We start from the raw sequence: 15,111 nt of genomic DNA, 5'->3' as shown, positions 1-15,111 counted from the left end.
GGTTGGTGTTTTTGCCGCAGTGCTTTGAATGAATACTCATTCAGAAGTTACATATTATTCACTTTAGGTCGGGGGTTTTTTGATGAATATGAATCAGTTACTACACGAAGATTGGTTGCAGAAGAACCGGATTATGGTGATCGGATTTGGAATTGCCGGAGGTCTGGGGTTGATTGCGCAGCTCATTCAACAATCACCGCCGGCAATCATCCTATCGGTCGCTGTGCCGTTTACAGTAGCGGTTCTCTTTTACTTTTTGAGTTTGAAGTGGGGCAGGCTTGCCTCTTATGTACCTTACGTTTTGCTCCTAATGAATTTTTCGGTAGCGCTCGGTGTCATTTATTTCTCAGAAGCGAATTTAGGGTCAATTGGAATTATCGTGCTCATTTTAGCGCTTTCCGCAATCCATGGCAAAATGCTGATCATGGGGTTCGGGTTAGTGCTGGGCTTCATCGCACTTCTCATGAATCATTTGAATTTCGTTGAACCGGAACTTGTTATGGCGAGCGGAAACAATCTGCTGCTGTTGTTCTTCCTTGCGGGCATTGTGCTGTTTTTAGTTGTCCGGCAGAATGGCTAGGTGTTTGTAAAAGTTGAAGAGTTGATGGCGTTGACGCAAGCAAAAGTTAAAGAAGAAGAGCGATTGAAAAATAACATGGAACAAGCGGTCGGGACGATTACGGAATATCTTGCGCAGCTTCGTCACAGCTCTGAAACGTCTGCCTCATCCCAACGTGAAATGCTACTGGCTGTCAATGAAGTGAGTGTTGGCAGTCAGCATCAGGCAGATCATATTTCGGACATCGCCGATGAGACAGAACAGACGAATGAAGTGGTCGGCAGCGTATCAATCGGACTTGAAAACATCGTCAGTCAGTCTGAAAAAGCTGGTGAACAGGCAGAAACGGGTGCTGCGAACATGTCCGAGTTGAAAAAGAATATGGATTTATTTTCAGATTCATTCAAGGATCTCAATGAAACCTTCCGGGCGCTGTCCGCAAAGATTACGGAGACCAATGAATTTGCGACGTCCATTCAGGAAATCACGAACCAGACGAATTTATTGGCGCTGAATGCTTCGATCGAGGCAGCCCGAGCAGGGGAATTCGGCAAAGGTTTTGCAGTTGTTGCCGAGGAAATCCGGAAGCTTGCGGGCATGACGGACCAGACACTCCATAAAATTAACCAGAACTTGTTCGATGTGAATGAATACAACGAATTGGCAGTCACGAAAATGGAGGAGGGACTTGGACAATTGACTGTCCAGTCCACGGTTGCGGATGAATCGATGCATTCCTTCAATTCCCTTTACAATGCAATGGATGCGTTGAAAGCAAACCTGACTTCATTCATAGGTGAATTCCAGACGATTTCGCAATACAGCGAACGGATCCAGCAACGGACGATGGATTTCGCTTCAATCGTTCAACAGAGCACTGCGGCAATCGAAGAATTGAATGCCACGCTGACTGAGGCAGTTGACGAGCAGCAAATGATGGCCTCGTACATACAAAAGACACACGAAGAAGCGATTCGCTTGAAGGAATAATAGGAACAGAAATAGCCCGGAGTTCTTCTGGGCTATTATTTTATCTGGAACTATTTGACTATTCGTGATACATTGAAAACATAGACTCGTGATTAACAGAACAGGCAAGGGGGAATGAGTATGGGAGCGGAACATGTGGATAAATTAATGCAGGAGCAATTTGCGAAGAAGAACTTCATATTATTCATCACACTCGGGGCGTCGAGTCTGATTGGTGCAATTTATTACTTCGTGACCGGTCAGGATGCGTTGAAGACGATCAGCATGACGATCCCTATGACGACGTCGATCATCCTATATCTTTTATCAAGGAAATTCACGTTCTTTGAGAAGTTGTTCCCTTGGGCAATCATTGGAATTTCAGGGGCAGCGGCGATTTTCAATGGCGTTGTCGGGGATCCGTCCATCGCGACTGCAGGCATTGCGTTCTTCATTGCGGGTATCGCAAGCGTGCATGTTTCGATGCGGATCATGTCTTTCGGCTTCGTCACGTCCGTGCTCGTGCTGATCGTGTTCTTGACGAAATACCCCTATCAGGAACAGATTGCGTCAAGCAAAGGGAGCATGGTCCTGCCGCTTATCCTAATGGCTGTCGGGCTGCTGATTCAAATCAGGCAGACGAAGAAACTGGAGGAGCGTGTGAATCAATTCACGGCAGAGCAGTCGGAGCTGGCGCTGGAAGAGGAGCGGAAGCATCGCAGTTTGAATAAAAACGTCGGGCAAGTGGCGGAGGATCTCATGTCGATCGGCATGACTGCTGAGCAGCATCTCGCCTCCCAGCAGGAATTGCTCGGCATTATGAACACCCTTGCCGCGGGAGTGGAACAGGAAGCCGAACAGATCGGTAGAATTGCCCAAAATGCAGAACGGACACAGACCGATGTACTCGAAATGCAAAACGATACTCATTCGATGGTTGCGGAGGCATCGGAATTGCGCAGGGAGTCCAATGAAATTGTAGATATGATGCGCAACATGCGTACCGGTATGGAAGAGGTCGAGCAGCTGTTGAATGAATTGAATGGTTCTTTCAGCACACTTACGCAAAATATCGAACAGACAAATGCGCTCGCCAAATCGATCGAGACGATCACCGGACAGACGAATCTGTTGGCATTGAATGCGTCAATTGAGGCGGCGCGCGCTGGAGATCACGGAAAAGGGTTTGCAGTCGTTGCGGAAGAAATCCGGAAGCTTGCCAATATGACGGCCGAGACGTTGACGAAAATCAACGGCAACTTGAATGATGTCAATACGATGAACGGCCAGTCGCAGGAAAATTTAGCGGCAAGCACCGGAAAATTGAAGTCGCAGGGCGCGATGACCGTTCAAGCGGAACAGAAAATCGAATTGATGCATGAGACGTTGGATGGGCTCCATCGACGATTTGAAATGTTTGACGCTAAGATGAAGGTCATTGCCGATGAAACCTCAGGCATAGGTGAAATGACGGTTGCATTTGCGGATCTGCTGGCGCAATCAAGCGCTTCCGTTGAAGAGGTGAATGCAACTGTACACGCGACTGTCGCTGATAACGAACGAATTGTCAGAACATTGGACGGAACAATGAGACGGACAAAAGACTTGGTTGAAATTCGATAATTGTTCCCAGATTTGGTATACTGAAAATAGGGAATAGATAAGTAACCAGTTGATCTGGCAGAAAAACCGAGAAACTCCAAACGTGATGAATCCGTCACATTTCGACAAGATTTTAATTTTCCTTCGAATAAAAGAAGGAGATTAGAATATAGATGTAGAAGTATACAGTAACGGTTAATTAAAGGAGGAGTTCATATGCTAGACTTTAACATCCGAGGGGAAAACCTTGATGTAACTCCGGCAATTCGTGAGTACGTCGAGAAGAAAGTACTGAAACTCGAAAGATACTTCACAGAGGGCGCGAACGCAACAGCCCACGTAAACCTGAAAGTGTATAACGACAAACAGACAAAAGTGGAAATTACAATTCCGATGAAGAATTTGACTCTTCGGGCGGAAGAACGCCATGACGATATGTACGCTGCAATCGATCTCATCGTCGACAAGCTCGAGCGTCAAATCAGGAAATATAAAACAAGAGTGAACCGCAAATTCCGCGAACGCGAAGGCGTCGCAGCCTTCCTTCAATCCGTCGAGAAGGAAAGAAGCAACAATGAAGAGCAGGCAAACGACGAATCTGATTTCGAAGTCGTCCGCACAAAGCAATTCGATTTGAAACCGATGGACCAAGAAGAAGCCATCCTTCAAATGAATATGCTCGGCCACAGCTTCTTCATTTTTACAGATGCCGATTCCGAGGATACTCACATCGTCTACAAACGGAAAGACGGGAAATACGGTCTAATCGAAACGAATTAATTGGATATGCATGCCCCCGGAGAAATCCGGGGGTTTTATAATGGGGAACAATTTTTGAAAAAATACGTTCTAAATTACCCAGACTATTTGCACGGCGCTTTTCAGAGTGTTAAAATGAAGGGTGAACTTAATGAGGATGTGACCTAAATGCTTGGCGTATTGAATAAAATTTTTGATCCGAATAAAAGAGATTTGAAACGTCTAGAAAAGATTGCAGATAGAGTAGAAGAACATGCAACTGAAATGGAACAGCTTTCCGATGAGCAACTGAAAGCAAAAACGGAAGAATTCCAGAAGCGGGTTGCAGACGGCGAGTCGCTTGAAGACATTCAGCCGGAAGCGTTCGCGGTCGTCCGTGAAGCTTCACGCCGTGTGCTTGGCATGTATCCGTTCCGCGTACAGATCATTGGTGCGGCTGCTTTGAACGAAGGGAATATCGCGGAGATGAAGACCGGTGAAGGGAAGACGTTGACGTCGACGCTCTCGGTTTATTTGAACGCGCTTGACGGCAAGGGCGTCCATGTCGTGACGGTGAACGAATACCTCGCAAGCCGTGACGCAACAGAGATGGGCGAGCTATTCGAATTCCTCGGAATGACGGTCGGTTTGAACTTGAACAGCCTGTCGAAAGAGGAAAAGCGAGAGGCGTATGCGGCGGACATTACGTATACGACGAATAATGAACTCGGGTTCGACTATTTGCGCGACAATATGGTCCTGTATGATGAGCATAAAGTGCAGCGGCCGCTTCATTACGCGGTCATTGACGAAGTCGACTCGATTTTGATCGATGAGGCGCGAACTCCGTTGATCATTTCCGGCCAAGCGGCGAAATCAGCAGAGCTTTACCGTTTGGCGAACCGCTTTGTCATTACCTTGAAAATAGAAGAGGATTACTCCTATGACGAGTCGACGAAAGGTGTTGTTTTGACGGAAGCGGGTATCGAAAAGGCGGAGAAGGCGTTCGGCATCGAGAACTTGTTCGACTTGAAGCATGTCACGTTGAACCATGCCATCAACCAATCATTGAAGGCGCATGCGAGCATGCATATCGACGTCGACTATGTCGTCCAGGAAGGCGAAGTTGTCATCGTCGATTCATTCACGGGCCGTTTGATGAGCGGCCGCCGCTACAGCGACGGCTTGCATCAGGCGATCGAGGCGAAGGAAGGCTTGGAAGTCCAGAATGAAACGATGACGCTCGCGACGATTACGTTCCAGAACTTCTTCCGTATGTATGACAAGCTATCCGGTATGACGGGTACTGCGAAAACGGAAGAGGAAGAGTTCCGTAATATTTACAATATGAATGTCATTGCAATACCGACGAATCGGCCGATTGCACGGGATGACCGTCCGGATCTGATCTACGCATCATTGGATGGAAAATATAAAGCAGTTGCCGAGGACATTAAAGAACGCCATCAGAAAGGGCAGCCAGTGCTCGTCGGTACGGTGGCGATCGAAACGTCTGAAATCATCTCGAATTACTTGAAGAAATACGGCATTCCGCATAATGTATTGAATGCGAAAAACCATGGACGTGAAGCCGAAATCATCTTGGAAGCCGGGCAAAAAGGCGCGGTGACGATAGCGACGAACATGGCGGGCCGTGGTACGGACATCAAGCTCGGAGAAGGCGTTCAAGATGTCGGTGGACTTGCAGTCATCGGTACGGAGCGGCATGAATCCCGTCGAATCGACAACCAGCTGCGCGGACGTTCAGGCCGTCAAGGGGATCCGGGTGTGACGCAATTCTACCTGTCGCTTGAGGACGAGCTTATGCGCCGGTTCGGTTCCGAGCAGATGAAAGGCATGATGACGAAGCTGGGCATGGACGATACGACGCCGATCCAGTCGAAAATGGTGTCGCGTTCCGTTGAATCTGCGCAGAAACGGGTCGAGGGGAACAACTTTGACTCCCGGAAACGGTTGCTGCAATATGATGATGTGCTCCGTCAGCAGCGTGAAATCATCTATAAGGAACGTAATGAAGTGCTTGCATCTGAAAATATCCGCGAGGTACTCGAAGGAATGCTTGAGAATGTCATCGACCGGGTCATTGCGATGCATGCACCCGAAGATAAAGATTCCGAGTGGAAATTGAAAGGCTTGGAAGATTTCCTCGGTGCAAACCTTCTTCCGGAAGGCCGCTTGACAGTTGCGGATATGGAAGGAAAAACCGAAGAGGAATTGAAATCAATGATTCACGATGCGGTCATTGAACGATATAATGAGAAGGAAGCCGAAATGTCCGAGGATAAGATGCGCGAGTTTGAAAAGGTTGTCCTTCTGCGGGCGATCGATTCAAAATGGACGGATCATATTGACGCGATGGACCAATTGCGCCACGGCATCCACTTACGTGCATATGGCCAGACGGATCCGCTCCGTGCGTATCAAGCGGAAGGCTTCGCAATGTTCGAAGAAATGGTTACGGCAATTGAAAATGACGCAGCGAAATATGTCATGAAAGCTGAAATCCGCAACAACCTCGAGCGTGAGGAAGTAGCAAAAGGGCAGGCCGTCAACCCGAAAGAAGACGGTGAGAAAGTGACGAAGAAGCCTGTGCGCCGCTCAGTCACTATCGGTCGCAACGATCCGTGCCCATGCGGAAGCGGCAAAAAATATAAAAACTGCCACGGCAAGTAAGAGCTGCCTGGCAGCAACAACTTGACTTCCCATCCGCAGCGCGGGATTCCGCGTCTACGGATGGAAGTTTCTATTTTAAGTACATTTCAACTATTGAATGTGCTTTTAAGGATTGATAAGGATTGAAGCGAAAGGTGGCGACTCCAGCGAAAGCCGTAACGAAGAACGGCTTTTGCGAGCAAAAGTGGAACGTTGCGAGCAGGATGGGGCTGCCTTAATTTCTGCAAAGAACGCAGAAATACGGCAAATCGAACCCTTCGCTGTTCGATTGGAAAGCGCCGCCTGTAGCGAAAATCCGGTTATTACCTATTTTATTTATTTTCAGGAGGAACTACTATGATGGAATTATCCGATGTGCGCAACGAGCTCGACAAAACAGCTAAGAAATTAGCGGACTTCAGGGGGTCTCTTTGACTTAGAAAACAAAGAGGCACGAATACAGGAACTTGACGAAGTGATGCTGGAGCCAGGCTTCTGGGATAACCAGGAAAATGCGCAAAAAGTCATTTCGGAATCGAATGCATTGAAGGATACCGTCGGTGAATTCAACGAACTCAACGATACACAGGAAAATCTCGAAATGACATTGGAATTGCTTCGTGAAGAAGCCGATGAAGAATTGCAGGAAGAACTCACTGCAGAATTGAAAGAGTTCAAGAAAAAAATGGATGACTTTGATCTGCAAATGCTGTTAAGTGATGAATACGATAAAAGCAATGCAATTCTGGAAATCCACTCAGGCGCAGGCGGAACCGAGTCCCAGGACTGGGCTTCCATGCTGCTACGCATGTACACTCGCTGGGCTGAACACCAAGGCTTCAAAGTCGAGACGCTTGATTACCAGGCGGGCGATGAGGCTGGCGTCAAATCGGTGACACTATCGATCAAAGGCCATAATGCGTATGGGTATTTGAAAGCGGAAAAAGGTGTACATCGACTTGTCCGTATTTCTCCTTTTGATTCATCAGGCAGACGACATACGTCATTTTCTTCCATCGAAGTCATGCCCGAATTTGACGGAGACGTCGATATTGATTTGAAAATGGAAGACGTCAAAGTCGACACATACCGTTCAAGTGGAGCAGGCGGACAGCACGTCAACACGACTGATTCAGCAGTCCGGATGACGCATATTCCGACAGGCGCAATCGTCACCTGCCAAACAGAACGTTCGCAAATCAAAAACCGTGAACGCGCTCTCAACTTGTTGAAAGCGAAAATCCTCCAAATCAAACTCGAGGAAGAAGAAGCAAGACTCCTTGAAATCCGGGGCGAACAAAAGGAAATCGGGTGGGGAAGCCAGATCCGCTCATACGTGTTCCACCCTTATTCCATGGTGAAAGACCACCGTACGAACGAGGAATCAGGAAACGTCGGCGCCGTCATGGACGGGGAAATCGATATGTTCATCAACGCCTATTTACGTTCTAGAATTTCATAATGAAATTAGAAAAAGCGCACCTTGGTGCGCTTTTTTCTATTATTCAGCAGGATATAATTGTGGTTTCCGGAATATCGATCATTTCTCGGCCGATATCGATCAAATTCACAAGTTTATCGATCAAAACTTGTCAGTTATCGTTCAGTTCCTTTGACATATCGGTCAATTTCACAAAATTATCGTCATTTCGGGACTAATGACTCACCTTGAATAACTTTGCATTTCTACCGGAAAGGTTTGAAATCCCGATATATGTCTATAGTAAAAGATAAAGGCAACGGGATGGATTCGTTAAGTGAAAAAGTTTCCAATTTGTCATGAATTTGATAAAAATGGGTACCTTCCCTTGCGGTGTATAATCCTGATCCTTTGGTATACTAAGGGATGTAGCAGAGAATTATTGAAGGAGGAAACTACATGAAGAACAAGCTTGTAGCAATGATGTTTGGCGCGGCGCTTGTACTTGGCGCTTGCGGCGGCGGAAACAATGCAAAAGACAACGGCAACGGAAACGGTGAGACGGCCGCGGTAGATGCGGACAAAGTTTTCCAAGCCAACTGTGCGACTTGTCATGGAGGCAATCTTGAAGGACGCGGGAATGCTCCGGCGTTGACGCACGTCGGATCAGAGCTGTCCGAAGAAGAAATTCATAACATTATTCAAAACGGTCAGAACGGCATGCCTGGTGGTTTGATCCAAGGGGAAGAATTGGATGCAGTCACTAAATGGCTTGCAGAAAAGAAATAAGGAATACGAAAAGCGCAATGGCTCCTAACCGGGACCTTGCGTTTTTTTGTTGAATAAATTGGAAAAAAAGCCGGGACTATTGCATGGATATTACAAGGGGATGCAATGTAAGCCCTGAAAACAATGTTTATATCAAATGAAATTCAAGTAGGTTCATAGTGGAAAAGGGAACATGGCGCATCATACGGCGATTCGCCGGCACCCCGAAATGACTATTGAGTTATATCAGGCCAAATGAAACATATCTGTAATACTTAGCAAGCCTATACATGTTATAATCAATCTGTCGGCAAAAAATGCGGAATACAATATGATTCAGGTGGTTTTTACATGATTGTGATGAAAGACGTTTATAAGAAATACCCGAATGGTGTCGTTGCCGCAAATGGCATCAACGTCGAAATCGGTCGAGGCGAGTTTGTTTATGTCGTTGGGCCGAGCGGAGCGGGGAAATCGACATTCATTAAAATGATGTATCGCGAGGAATCCCCGACAAAAGGCGACATCATTATTGACGGCATTAATCTTGCGACGCTCCGGAGTAAGAGAGTCCCTTACTTGAGAAGGCAGATCGGCGTCGTTTTCCAAGACTTTAAACTACTTCCTAAGTTGAATGTTTACGAGAATGTTGCGTTCGCCCTTGAAGTGATCGAGGAATCACCGAAGCAGATCCGCAAAAAAGTGAATGATGTATTGGCGCTTGTCGGATTGACGCAAAAGGCGCGGATGTTCCCGAACGAGTTATCGGGCGGCGAGCAGCAACGGGTTTCCATTGCGAGATCGATCGTCAATGTCCCGAAGGTCGTCATAGCGGACGAGCCTACAGGGAATTTGGACCCGGATACATCTTGGGAAATCATGAAGATTTTTGAACAGATCAATGCGCGCGGTACGACGATTGTCATGGCCACGCATAATAAAGAGATCGTAAATACAATCAGACATCGGGTCATCGTCGTCGAAGGCGGATTGATCACGAGAGATGAATTTGAAGGAGTATACGGTTATGAAAGCTAGGACGATGGGGCGGCATGTCAGAGAAAGCCTGAAAAGCCTCGGCCGGAACAGCTGGATGACGTTCGCTTCTGTCAGTGCGGTTACCGTCACACTTCTGCTTGTCGGTGTGTTCATCGTCATCATGATGAACTTGAACCAATTGGCGGATAATCTAGAAAATGATGTGGAAATAAAAGTCATTACGGATCCGGCGGCAGATGCCGAGGCTGTGAAAGCGTTGGGAGAGCAGGTCCGGAATACACCCGGTGTTAGCGAGGTCGTCCATGCGACAAAGGACGAAGAACTGGAAACAATGATTAAGTCCTTCGGAGATGAATTGAACCTTTACAAGCAGAGCAACCCATTAGGAGATGCGCTCTATGTAAAAGCGACCGATCCTCACAAGACTGCTGAAGTCGCTAAAAAGATCGATTCATACGATTACACATACCAAGTCGTATACGGCGAAGGAAAAATCGAGAAATTGTTCAATGTGCTCAATATGAGCAGGAACATTGGATTGGTGCTCATTCTGGCACTTTTATTCACTGCAATGTTCTTAATTTCAAATACGATCCGTCTCACAATTGTTGCGAGAGGACGAGAAATCGAGATTATGAAACTCGTAGGTGCCACGAACGGCTTCGTACGGATTCCATTCGTACTTGAAGGGATTTGGCTTGGCGTGCTGGGATCGATTATTCCGATGGTCGTCATTTCCGTTTCGTATTACAAGCTGTATACGCAATGGCAGCCAAAATTGCAGAACGAATTATTCCAATTATTGAATACAACACCTTTCATTCTTCAAGTGAATGGCCTGCTTCTCTTTATGGGCGTATTCATCGGAGTATGGGGCAGCTTCATGTCTGTCCGCAAATTTCTTAGAGTCTAATTGGCTGTCACGAAAGAGGGGAACGCTGTAGTCCCCGACGATAGCCGATGTGAACGAATCAACCTGCAGCAGTAGTGTAAAGGGGGAAATAAGAAGTTGAACAAGCGTAGATGGATAGCAGCAAGTTTTGTCATCGTCTTCCTGATGACCTCGATTGTAGATGGGTCAGGAGCTATGGCAAGCACATTGAATGATTTGAAGAATGAACAAAAACAGAATCAGCAGAAAAAGCACAATCTGAAATCCAATATGGAAACGAAAGATAATGCAATCAAGAAGACTGAAAATGAAATTGAGAGGTTCTTGAAGCAGATTAGTGATTTGAATAAAGAAATTGAAGAAGCGAATGCAAACATTAACCGTGTCATCGATAAGATCAACAAAACAAATGAAGAAGTCGATGCATTGAAGGAATCCATTGCGGATCTCGAAAACAAGATCGCTGAACGAGACGTCGTCCTTCGGGAACGGGTGCGGGCGATGCAAGTGAAGGGCAACGATGTGAATTACATAGACGTCCTGCTTGGTGCAAACAGTTTCGCTGATTTCATCGACCGTTTTTCCACAGTCACAACGCTAATGGACGCAGACCGCGATATCATGCGTAGACAGCAGGAAGATATCGAGCAACTCGAGGCTGAAAAGGCGCTTGTTGAAAAGAAATTAAAAGAGTTGAGAGAAAACAAGGCGAAACTTGAGAAGTTGAAAGAGCACTTGAAAGCAAGGAAAAATGAAAAAAATAGAGTAATTGATCAATTGGAAGCTGAGCAGGAAAGGCTTTCAAGAGAAAAGAAACAATTAGAAAAAGAATTCCATGAAGCGATCGAAGTGGATGCACAGCTTGAGCAGAAAATAGTAGCCGAGCAGAAGCGTATTGCGGAAATCGCACGTAAAGAAGCAGAACGGAAGCGAAAAGCGAGAGAAGAGGCAGCGAAAGCAAGAGCCAAAGCAAACAAATCAGTCACATTGCCGCAAGTCTCAAATGGCTTCTGGACGCGACCTGCGAATGGAACTTATACCTCTTCGTTCGGCTGGCGGGTGCACCCGATCTATGGTACGAAGCGTCAGCACCGTGGAGCTGACATTGCAGCACCAATCGGAACGCCGGTTGTGGCAGCTGGGGACGGAGTTGTTTCCTATGCGGGAAGCATGGGCGGCTTCGGGAATGTCATCATGATTACACATTCAACAGATGGCGGTATTTTCACGACAGTCTATGCACATTTATCGAAAATCAGTGTCAGCACAGGACAAGTCGTTGACAAAGGTTCATATATTGGAGCCATCGGCAATACAGGAGCATCCACAGGTCCTCACTTGCATTTCGAAATGCACATCGGGAACTGGACTGCATCCGGTCCAAGCGCCGTAAATCCATTACGATACGTATCATTTTAAGTAAGACTTTCAGGAGCTGCACCCAACCGTCAATCGGTTGGAAGTGCAGTTCCTTTTTTATAATTGGCGAAACTTCACAAAGACTTCCCATCTATCCGCAATACTGGAAGCAAGATGCTCGCACCGTTTATCATTTTCCTTTAGCATAACCATATAAAGAGCAAAGGGGTTTAAGCTCGGATGACTGTCACTAAACTGTTTTTAATCGGAAATCTTACAGCGCCGTCCACATGGGTCGCTCTCATCATTGCATTCGTTCTATCATATATTGCTATCCGGCTGAAGTTTGGTAAACAGCGTGCAAACCGGTTCGGGGACGCAATTTTTTATGTCATTATCATCTGGAAATTATCTGTACTTATTACCGACTTCAAGATTGTCATCAATGCACCGTTTGCACTTCTTTATTTCAACGGAGGGTTGGTGGGGTTCATCCTCGGATTGTCTTTCGTTGGATTCCGGACTTGGCTTGATTGGCGGAAGAGACGGATTGACAAGGATATGCTCGTTGCCTTATTCATAGGCGCGGTGTCCGTCCAAGCCATATTCCAAGTGATGATGGTATTGTTGAATGAAGGAAGTCTTTTCGCGCGTGTCGGAACGGCTGTCGTCTTTCTTAGTCTTCTAGTTTTCATTTGGTATAATCTCGAACAGAGCGCAAGCCATATTGTTATGCTATCGTTGCTGTTCATAGCGGCACATGTCTTTGCCGCAGCCATCCAGCCGAAAGGGTTGATGAATCCGCCCCTGCTTGTAACAGTATTGATCGGATTGTTTTTCGCTGTACTTTTTTTGAAAGAACCTATAGAACAAACGGAAGGGGGTCAAGCAGGATGAATAAAAAAGTGATCGGGTACATAATCGCTGCATTGCTCATCGGATCGATGGTCGTGATCATGATTAACCAGAATGTGAAGAAGGCGGATCCGATTGACAAATCGAGCGTCTTGATTGAATCGAAAGATGGTGTGGATGGCGATGCAGCTGAAGGCACAGTCGGATTGGGCTTCGGCAACCTCCCGCCGGACTTCGAATTGGCAACTTTGGATGGCGATAAGCTCAAATTATCCGACCTGAAAGGCAAAAAGGTTGTCCTTAATTTCTGGGCGACTTGGTGCCCACCATGCAAGGCCGAAATGCCGCATATGCAAAATTACTACCGGAATTCCGCAGCGGATGATAATGTGGAAATCGTTGCTGTCAATTTGACGAGCAGCGAGAATCGGGGCGTGAAAGTCGTCAAGGAATTTATTGAATCATACGGGTTGACGTTCAAGATTCCGTTGGATGAAACAGGCATTGTCGGGGAAGAGTATCAAGTGTTCCAAATCCCGACGACGTACATGCTGAACACAGACGGGACCATATCTCAAATTGTAAAAGGTCCAATGGATGAATCGACCTTGAAAACACTAATAGACGATCTTGATTAATCATAAAAGCCGGTTTTCTGTTGTCGTAACAGACCGATTCCGTTCATATAGTGGACGGAGGAGGGATGTTATCGATGCGCAGAAGCCGGTTTTTAGTTTTTGCGATACTGGCGGTAATGGCGGCAGGCGTATTTCTAGTGTTGGACGGCTGCTCAGCGGATAAAGGAAAAAGGGTGGATTCGGCAATGAAAGGGGCGTTCCCGGTCATTGACGAAGCGTATAGCATCATTCAGGAGAAAGCGGTGTATCCGGTCGAAGGGGACAGGCTCATCGAAGGGGCGCTGCGCGGCATGGCGGATGTCATCGGAGATCCATATTCCACGTACCTTTCCAAGGAGGAAGCGGAGTCGCACCGGGAGTCATTGGCCGGTGAAAAGGTAGGCATCGGTGCAGAAATTACGAGGTCAGGCGGCAAGTATATCATTGTTGCGCCAATCAAAGGGTCCCCTGCCGAGAAAGCGGGTCTGCAGCCTTATGACGAAATCGTGCGCATCAACGGGGAAGCGCTCGGAGGTTTAACGCTGCAGGATGTCGTCAGGAAAATTCGGGGCAAGGAAGGTTCTGCATTGGAAATGACGATATACAGGCCAGACTTGAATAAGCATCTGGAATTGAAAGTGCTGCGTGAAGTCATACCGGTGAAAACGGTGTCAGCTGAATTGATGGAGGAAAGGGGCACAAAATTCGGTTACATAGCGTTGACGATGTTCGGAGATGAAACGGCGGCCGAATGGAAAAAGGCGACCGATGAAATGATCAAAGGCGGCGCCGAGGCGTTAGTGATCGATGTGCGCGGAAATCCGGGCGGCTATTTGCGGGCAGTCGGTGAAGTTGCCGGAAGTTTATTGCAGAATGGTTCGACCTTCGCTTATATGCAAAACGCGAAAGGTGAATTGACGCCGCTCGAAGTGGAACCTTCCGAGAAATTCAAGTTCGATGAAAAACTGAAGAAGATGCCTGTCGTCCTGCTGCAGGATAAAGGGAGCGCATCGGCGAGCGAAGTGTTGAGCGGTGCATTGAAAGACTTGCGAAGGGGCTTCATCATCGGACAGGTCAGTTTTGGAAAAGGGACCGTCCAAGATACGATGGAGCTGTCGAACGGCGGCGAAATGAAGTTGTCGACACATAAATGGCTGACGCCGAAAGAGACATGGATCCATGGAAAAGGCGTCCCCGCTGACCTGGAAGCCGAGCAGAGCAAACTATTCACCGAGCATATCCGATTCTCGACGGATGTCTACGCAACAGGCGATTACCATGAGGATATCGCTTATGGACAACGGCTCCTGTCCGGCCTCGGCTATAAGCTCGAACGCGATGACGGCTACTTCGACGAGTCAACAGCGGTTGCCGTACACGAATTCCGGGTCGATGCAAAAGTTTCCCCGGAGAGCATCATGGACCGTAAATTCTTCGCGGCCATCCGCGAACGGGTCGAGGGCTACCGTAAAGACAAGGCGAACGACAAACAGCTCCAAGTCGCAATCGGCTATGTGCACCATATTTTGAATGACTGAACTGGGCAGGGCTCAATTACTGTCCAACTCTCCAAACTCCCTGCACCCGCAGGGAGTGTTTTTATTATGAATACTAGTAATTGCCTGGCAAAGAAGATTCAATTTCGAGAAAATTTATCGGC

General features: G+C 47.1%; 13 protein-coding genes. All 13 read left to right on the top strand.

Annotated features, from left to right (window positions below):
* Positions 1-82: 82 nt before the first annotated feature.
* The 13 genes from M3193_RS06830 (at position 83) to M3193_RS06770 (ending at position 14,989) form a co-directional block, all read left to right on the top strand.
* Positions 83-580, top strand: coding sequence for a hypothetical protein (locus M3193_RS06830; protein WP_251625424.1), 498 nt, complete (start codon positions 83-85; stop codon positions 578-580).
* Positions 581-1,549, top strand: a complete 969-nt coding sequence (locus tag M3193_RS06825) for a methyl-accepting chemotaxis protein (RefSeq protein WP_251625423.1) — start codon at positions 581-583, stop codon at positions 1,547-1,549.
* A 120-nt stretch (positions 1,550-1,669) separates the two neighbouring features.
* On the top strand, positions 1,670-3,151 hold the full coding sequence (locus tag M3193_RS06820; RefSeq protein ID WP_251625421.1) for a methyl-accepting chemotaxis protein: 1,482 nt from the start codon (positions 1,670-1,672) through the stop codon (positions 3,149-3,151).
* Between the two features lie 195 nt (positions 3,152-3,346).
* Positions 3,347-3,910, top strand: coding sequence for a ribosome hibernation-promoting factor, HPF/YfiA family (hpf, locus tag M3193_RS06815; protein ID WP_251625419.1), 564 nt, complete (start codon positions 3,347-3,349; stop codon positions 3,908-3,910).
* Between the two features lie 147 nt (positions 3,911-4,057).
* Positions 4,058-6,562 (top strand): preprotein translocase subunit SecA, encoded by a 2,505-nt coding sequence (gene secA, locus M3193_RS06810; protein WP_251625417.1) that lies wholly within the window; start codon positions 4,058-4,060, stop codon positions 6,560-6,562.
* Positions 6,563-6,901: 339 nt separating this feature from the next.
* Positions 6,902-8,003 (top strand): peptide chain release factor 2 gene (gene prfB, locus M3193_RS06805; protein WP_251627243.1). Its coding sequence is split into 2 segments (ribosomal slippage): positions 6,902-6,973 and positions 6,975-8,003, totalling 1,101 coding nucleotides; the frame shifts between segments, so codons are not numbered across the junction.
* Positions 8,004-8,420: 417 nt separating this feature from the next.
* Positions 8,421-8,750, top strand: a complete 330-nt coding sequence (cccB, locus tag M3193_RS06800; protein ID WP_251625414.1) for a cytochrome c551 — start codon at positions 8,421-8,423, stop codon at positions 8,748-8,750.
* Positions 8,751-9,080: 330 nt separating this feature from the next.
* Positions 9,081-9,767, top strand: a complete 687-nt coding sequence (ftsE, locus tag M3193_RS06795; RefSeq protein ID WP_251625412.1) for a cell division ATP-binding protein FtsE — start codon at positions 9,081-9,083, stop codon at positions 9,765-9,767.
* A complete protein-coding gene (ftsX, locus tag M3193_RS06790) occupies positions 9,757-10,641 on the top strand; it encodes a permease-like cell division protein FtsX (RefSeq protein ID WP_251625410.1) in 885 nt (294 codons plus the stop codon). Before ftsE ends, ftsX begins: the two co-directional genes overlap by 11 nt.
* A 96-nt stretch (positions 10,642-10,737) precedes the next feature.
* On the top strand, positions 10,738-12,039 hold the full coding sequence (locus tag M3193_RS06785; protein WP_251625407.1) for a murein hydrolase activator EnvC family protein: 1,302 nt from the start codon (positions 10,738-10,740) through the stop codon (positions 12,037-12,039).
* Between the two features lie 180 nt (positions 12,040-12,219).
* Entirely contained in the window at positions 12,220-12,876 is a 657-nt protein-coding gene (locus M3193_RS06780; protein ID WP_251625405.1) for a hypothetical protein, read from the top strand.
* Positions 12,873-13,472, top strand: a complete 600-nt coding sequence (locus tag M3193_RS06775; RefSeq protein WP_251625403.1) for a peroxiredoxin family protein — start codon at positions 12,873-12,875, stop codon at positions 13,470-13,472. Before M3193_RS06780 ends, M3193_RS06775 begins: the two co-directional genes overlap by 4 nt.
* 74 nt (positions 13,473-13,546) lie before the next feature.
* Positions 13,547-14,989, top strand: coding sequence for a S41 family peptidase (locus M3193_RS06770; protein WP_251625401.1), 1,443 nt, complete (start codon positions 13,547-13,549; stop codon positions 14,987-14,989).
* Positions 14,990-15,111 lie beyond the last annotated feature (122 nt).

Origin of the sequence: Sporosarcina luteola (assembly GCF_023715585.1) — a bacterium.
In the GTDB taxonomy this organism is placed as follows: Bacteria; Bacillota; Bacilli; order Bacillales_A; family Planococcaceae; genus Sporosarcina; species Sporosarcina luteola_D.
The sequence above is the reverse complement of the archived record's forward strand: the minus strand, read 5'-3'. Positions and strand labels throughout refer to the sequence as shown.

Bases quoted from the DNA above. Each gene is read 5' to 3' on its own strand.
- secA (WP_251625417.1), top strand. From the start codon at position 4,058: ATGCTTGGCGTATTGAATAAAATTTTTGATCCGAATAAAAGAGATTTG.
- M3193_RS06830 (WP_251625424.1), top strand. From the start codon at position 83: ATGAATATGAATCAGTTACTACACGAAGATTGGTTGCAGAAGAACCGG.
- M3193_RS06770 (WP_251625401.1), top strand. From the start codon at position 13,547: ATGCGCAGAAGCCGGTTTTTAGTTTTTGCGATACTGGCGGTAATGGCG.
- M3193_RS06780 (WP_251625405.1), top strand. From the start codon at position 12,220: ATGACTGTCACTAAACTGTTTTTAATCGGAAATCTTACAGCGCCGTCC.
- M3193_RS06775 (WP_251625403.1), top strand. From the start codon at position 12,873: ATGAATAAAAAAGTGATCGGGTACATAATCGCTGCATTGCTCATCGGA.
- M3193_RS06820 (WP_251625421.1), top strand. From the start codon at position 1,670: ATGGGAGCGGAACATGTGGATAAATTAATGCAGGAGCAATTTGCGAAG.
- ftsE (WP_251625412.1), top strand. From the start codon at position 9,081: ATGATTGTGATGAAAGACGTTTATAAGAAATACCCGAATGGTGTCGTT.
- cccB (WP_251625414.1), top strand. From the start codon at position 8,421: ATGAAGAACAAGCTTGTAGCAATGATGTTTGGCGCGGCGCTTGTACTT.
- hpf (WP_251625419.1), top strand. From the start codon at position 3,347: ATGCTAGACTTTAACATCCGAGGGGAAAACCTTGATGTAACTCCGGCA.
- ftsX (WP_251625410.1), top strand. From the start codon at position 9,757: ATGAAAGCTAGGACGATGGGGCGGCATGTCAGAGAAAGCCTGAAAAGC.